The 234-nt window shown below is 67.5% G+C and carries 1 protein-coding gene; it reads right to left on the bottom strand.

Features of this window, described 5'->3' with window-relative positions:
- Window positions 1-234 (bottom strand): molybdopterin cofactor-binding domain-containing protein (locus EOB49_RS35955; protein ID WP_164782032.1); only part of this gene is annotated, 234 nt, incomplete at both ends.

Below are 234 nucleotides of genomic sequence, written 5' to 3'. Positions count from 1 at the left end.
CCGCCTTGCCGGCGTCCTGCACGACCGTGTAGCGGATGACCCTGGTGGCGCCGGTCTCGGGATCGACCTCGATATCGCAGATATGGGTGGCGAAGGAGACGCCGGCGCCATCGGCGACGAGTTCGCTATGGCCGGCGATCGGTCCGCCGGTCTTGCCCGACTCGACGGCGATCTCCTTGAGCGACAGCTTGCCGAGATTGCCGTGCTTCTCGCCCTTGGCGATCGCGTGGCCCT

The organism is Mesorhizobium sp. M7A.F.Ca.MR.148.00.0.0 (assembly GCF_003997735.1).
Lineage (GTDB): Bacteria > Pseudomonadota > Alphaproteobacteria > Rhizobiales > Rhizobiaceae > Mesorhizobium.
This window is presented reverse-complemented; position numbering and strand designations above follow the sequence as displayed.